General features: G+C 63.6%; 5 protein-coding genes and 1 pseudogene. 1 reads left to right on the forward strand and 5 read right to left on the reverse strand.

What is annotated here, in order from left to right; genetic code table 11:
* Window positions 1–320, reverse strand: a pseudogene (locus tag VGD20_RS21365) (diguanylate cyclase); the annotation flags it as partial.
* Window positions 321–559: 239 nt separating this feature from the next.
* Here VGD20_RS21365 and VGD20_RS21370 point away from each other — a divergent pair.
* Window positions 560–1,591, forward strand: a complete 1,032-nt coding sequence (locus tag VGD20_RS21370; RefSeq protein ID WP_331136383.1) for a fatty acid desaturase family protein — start codon at window positions 560–562, stop codon at window positions 1,589–1,591.
* A 3-nt stretch (window positions 1,592–1,594) separates the two neighbouring features.
* On the opposite strand, the gene VGD20_RS21375 is transcribed toward VGD20_RS21370, so the two are convergent.
* From VGD20_RS21375 to VGD20_RS21390, 4 genes are all read right to left on the reverse strand, one after another.
* Window positions 1,595–2,074: an asparaginase domain-containing protein gene (locus tag VGD20_RS21375; protein WP_331136384.1), complete on the reverse strand. Its 480-nt coding sequence runs from the start codon at window positions 2,072–2,074 to the stop codon at window positions 1,595–1,597.
* Window positions 2,071–2,565, reverse strand: a complete 495-nt coding sequence (locus VGD20_RS21380; protein WP_331136385.1) for a DUF3291 domain-containing protein — start codon at window positions 2,563–2,565, stop codon at window positions 2,071–2,073. Before VGD20_RS21380 ends, VGD20_RS21375 begins: the two co-directional genes overlap by 4 nt.
* A gap of 103 nt (window positions 2,566–2,668) precedes the next feature.
* Window positions 2,669–4,270 (reverse strand): lysine--tRNA ligase, encoded by a 1,602-nt coding sequence (locus tag VGD20_RS21385; RefSeq protein WP_331136386.1) that lies wholly within the window; start codon window positions 4,268–4,270, stop codon window positions 2,669–2,671.
* Between the two features lie 67 nt (window positions 4,271–4,337).
* On the reverse strand, window positions 4,338–4,833 hold a 496-nt coding region (locus VGD20_RS21390), incomplete at its 5' end, for a DUF4199 domain-containing protein (protein ID WP_331136387.1).

Raw genomic sequence — 4,833 nt, forward strand, 5'->3', positions numbered from 1 at the left:
GTGAAGGCGTCGAAATAAAGGCTGCCGTCGGGCTCCGCGATCGCCGCGAACATCGCTGCGGCGTTGAGCAGGCTGCCCAGCGCGATCAACCCCATGCACGCCATCACCAGCATTCGCAGCCTTTGCTGCGACAGACCGCGCGGGCGGCGCATCGCCTGCCCGACCACCGTCAGCACAAGGTCGCATGACAGGCCCGCAGCCATCACCAGCCACTGCGACGGATGATCGAGGAAGCCGGCGACGCCGGGTATGAAAGCAAAGGTTACGAACGCAAGGACGCGGCTGATCAGCACATAGTGCCACAGTTGGGCGACGCGCATCAGGCGTGCGACAAACTCCGGCGAATCGAACAGCGATTCGTCCCCTGCCGCGTCTCTGGCCGCCGGCCTGATACTGTTATGCCGAACCCCCAATTTTCCGATATTCCTGCCCGACTGGTCCCGCCCGACCCCTGTCCGAAAGGGGTTGCCAAATCCTTACCCGAGCCGCCTGATTTCCGCCGATATTGTGCCAAAACGGAAGGGGTTACGTTTCGGTTCGCAACTTGATAGGATGCGCCGTGCCCGCCGTCCGCCTCCTCCCGCCCGACCGTTTCTTCGACCGCAGCCAATGGTCGGCGATCACCCGCGCGTCACGGTGGCGCGGAATCTGGCTCGTCGCGCACGCGTGGATCGTCAGCGTTGCGCTGGTGGGACTGGCCGCCTGGTCGCAAAATCCCGCCGCATGGCTGCTCGCCGTCGCCTTTGTCGGCGGGCGCCAGCTCGGGCTCGCCATCCTGATGCACGACGCCGCACACGGGGCGCTGCATCCGAACCGGAAAACCAATAATTTCATGGGCCAATGGCTCACCGGTGCCGCGGTCGGATCGGACCTCATCGCGTACCGTACCTATCATCTCCAGCATCACAAATTCACCCAGCAGCCCGAGGACCCCGACCTGTCGCTGTCGAAACCCTTTCCCACGACACGCGCCAGCCTGTGGCGCAAGGTGCTCCGCGACCTGACCGGCCAGACCTTCTTCAAGCAGCGCGCCGCGCAGTTCGGATTTGCGTTCGTCGGCCTGAAAGCCATGCTGCGCGGTGAAAAGGTCGAAAAGGGCGGCAAGAGCACCAAGGCCGGGACGCCGTTCAACAAGCAGTCCGACGACGGCATGACGTCACCAACGGTCGACGTCACCGGCGCCATGGCCGTCGCGCGTGCGGTCGGTCGCTTCCTCGTCGTACAGGCGGTCCTGCTCACCGTTTCGCTCGCGTTCTATGGCTGGACGCCGTATCTGCTCTGGCTGGCGGGACTCGCTACGACCTTCCAGCTCTATCTGCGCATCCGCAACATTGCCGAACATGCCTGCACAACGACGGGCAGCGACGATCCCTTCACCCATGCGAGGACAACCCGCGCAGGCTGGATCGCCCGTGCGACGGTCGCTCCATATTGGGTGAATTATCACGCCGAGCACCACCTGTTCATGGGCGTGCCCTGCTATCGATTGCCCGAGGTGCATGCGGCGCTGGGCCGCGCCGGGCGGCACGACTCGATGACCATTGCGCCGAATTATGCCGCTGTCCTGCGGCAAGTGACCGCCAAAGGCTGACCTCTATTCGGCGACGAAGCGTTGCCCCGCACGGTCCTTGACCGTCTTTTCGGGGTCGAAGATCATCCCGTTCATCGCGACATAGACCCCGGGTGGCAAGGTCTGCGCCGCCGCCAGCGCGAAGCCGACGTTGAATTCGGCATCGCTCGCACGCACCGACGCGGGCTGCATCGCCCCCGTCATCACGATCGTCTTGCCCGCGATTCCCGCCAGCACGCGGCCGGTGACGACCATCGTGTCGGTCCCGTGCGTGACGAGGATGCGGTCGGCATCGCTCGCGGCGACCGCCGCGCGGATCGTCTCGCGGTCGGCATCGTCGAGCTCGAGGCTGTCCTTGCGCATCAGCTGCGTCACGCGGTGCGGGACATGGACATTATTCTCGCACAGCATGTCGGGGATCGCCGCGGGGCCGATCTGGAACTCCGACAAGGCGTCGAAATAGACCTTGTCGATCGTCCCGCCGGTCGTGAAAATGTCGATCATGCACATTCGTCCTGCACCGGGAGCGCCGGGGTGCCGTCGGGGGCGGCAAAGGGGCGTTTGAAGGTGAAAGCCTCGGCGGTCGGCCCATTCGCTTCGATCGTCGCGATCCGCGCCATCCCTTCTGCCACCGTCGGGCGATGCCCCGCCGGGACCCACCAGAGCGCCTGATAGGCTGCCATATGGTCGAACCACTCCTTGCGCCGCTTCATGATCGTCAGATGGTCGGGCGTCCGGTAGACATAGGCGGCAAGCGCGTCGATATCGCGCCACACCGACATGTTGGCGATCAGGTGCGGATCGTCGGTTACCGGCACGTCGGTCGCATTATTGCCGTCGCCCGTCAGCCGCCAGATGAAACCGTCGGCGGCTTCGGCGACCGCGTTCACATGGTCAAGCGCGTCCATGAAATCGCGGTTCGCGACATGGTCGGGCGGCAGGCGAAAGCGGCCGATATTGATCTGCGCGAGTTGGAAGGCGGGTTCTGCGGTCATCGAAGCCACTCCTAATTCCCGCTCGTGTCGAGCGAAGTCGAGACACCCATCGGCATCGAGCCAGGCCGAGGGGAATCTCGACTTCGCTCGATGCGAACGGAATTTACGCAAGCGCCTCGGCGATCAGCCGCCGCGTGTTGTCGATGCCGAAGAGCGCGATGAAGCTCCCCATCCGTGGCCCGGCGCTCGACCCGAGCAGTGTCTCGTAGAGCGCCTTGAACCAATCGCGCAGATTTTCAAAGCCATAGGCCTCGTTCTTGCCAATCTCGTACACGATATTCTGAATATCGTCGGCCGACGCATCGGCGGGCAGCGCCGCGAGCTTCGCGTCGAGTTCCTGCAATGCCGCGCCCTCGCCATCCTGCGGCTTGCGCCGGCTCAGCGTCGGCGCGACGAAGTCGCGGTTGTACGCCATCGCATTGTCGATCAGCCGGTCGAGCTCGGGATAGCTGGCGGCATTCGCCCCCTCGACATATTGACCGAGGTAGCGCCAGATCTGATCCTTCGACGCATCGGCACCCATCACCCCGACGAGGTTGAGCAGCAGCCCGAACGTCACCGGCAGTTCGGTCGCCGGCACATCCTGCCCGCGCGCGACATGGACATGATGCACGGGGTTGCCGAGCTTCTTGTCGTCGTCCTGCGCCGGATAATTGCCGCGCATCTGGAGATATTCGTCGACCGCCTTCGGCACGACGCCGATATGCAGCTGCTTCGCCGCCTTCGGCTCGCGGAAGGCGAAGAAAGCCAGGCTTTCCTCGCTGCCATAGCTCAACCATTCCTCGATCGAGAGGCCATTGCCCTTCGACTTCGAAATCTTCTCGCCCTTTTCGTCGAGAAACATTTCGTAGATCAGCCCCTCGGGCTTGCGCCCGCCGAGTGCCTTGGCAATCTTGCCCGACTGGACGCCGCTGTCGGTCAGATCCTTGCCATACATCTCGTAATCGACGCCGAGCGCGACCCAGCGCATCGCCCAGTCGACCTTCCACTGCAGCTTCGCGCCGCCACCGAGGATCGAGTGCGTGATCGTCTCGCCCGCGTCCTCGAAAGAGACGAGGCCGGCATCGGCATCGACGACGGTCACCGGCACCTGCAGCACGATCCCCGATGTGGGGCTCACCGGCAGGATCGGCGAATAGGTCGCGGCGCGCTCGGCGCGCAGCGTCGGCAGCATGATGTCGAGGATGTCTTGATTATGGCGGAGGACATTGCGCAGCGCATCGTCGAACGCGCCCGCCTTGTACCGCTCGGTCGAGCTCACGAATTCATATTCGAAGCCAAAACGGTCGAGAAACTCGCGCAGCATCGCGTTGTTATGATGTGCAAAACTCTCATACTTCCCGAACGGATCGGGAATAGCGGTGAGCGGCTTGCCCAGATATTCGCGCAGCATGTCGCCGTTCGGCACATTGTCGGGAACCTTGCGCAGCCCGTCCATGTCGTCGCTGAACGCCACGAGCCGCGTCGGCGCGCCGCCCGTGATCGCTTCATAGGCGCGGCGAACCATCGTCGTGCGCAGCACTTCGTTGAAGGTACCGATATGCGGGAGGCCCGACGGGCCATAGCCGGTCTCGAAAATGATCGCTTCGCCTCCGGGCTTGCCCTCCGGATAGCGTTTGACCAGCTTGCGCGCTTCCTCGAACGGCCAGGCCTTGGACGTTTGCGCGGGTTCGCGCAGCGAAGGATGAAGGTGCAAGTCAGTCATGCCGCGCCCATAGCGGCAAGAAGCGGGGATGGGAAGAAGACCGCGCCGGCCATCTTCCCGTCGCCCCCTATCCCCGCGGCTGCACCGCCGGCATGAAGCTGCTCTTCCGCAGCAGTCCCGCCGACACGAGCGACACCAGCAAGGCAACCGGGAATATCTCGGTCAGCGTCAGTGCCATGCGGAACAGCGGATTTTTATATTGCTCCGCCATCGCCCCCATCTCAGCCGAAAAGGCCGCTATCTCGGCCGCTGGTTTGCCGGCGGCGCGCATATCATCGACGCTCTGGGCGATATAGTCCGCCATGAACGTCCCGCCGGTCTGCCACATATAGAGTTCCCAGCCGAGGACATAGAACAGCGCCGCGACAAGACCGATACCAAGCCCGACGCCGAGCGCCTTCCAGAAGCCGATCACACCGCCTAGGTTGATATCGCGGTAACGCTTCACGCCGATGAAAACGAACAGCAACGCGACCAGCATCGACAGATAGCCGGCGACCATGCCCATCGTGCCATGATCGGCGACGAAGGTAATGCTGATGAACATGCCGATGATGACGATG

Source organism: Sphingopyxis sp. (assembly GCF_036402335.1).
Lineage (GTDB): Bacteria > Pseudomonadota > Alphaproteobacteria > Sphingomonadales > Sphingomonadaceae > Sphingopyxis.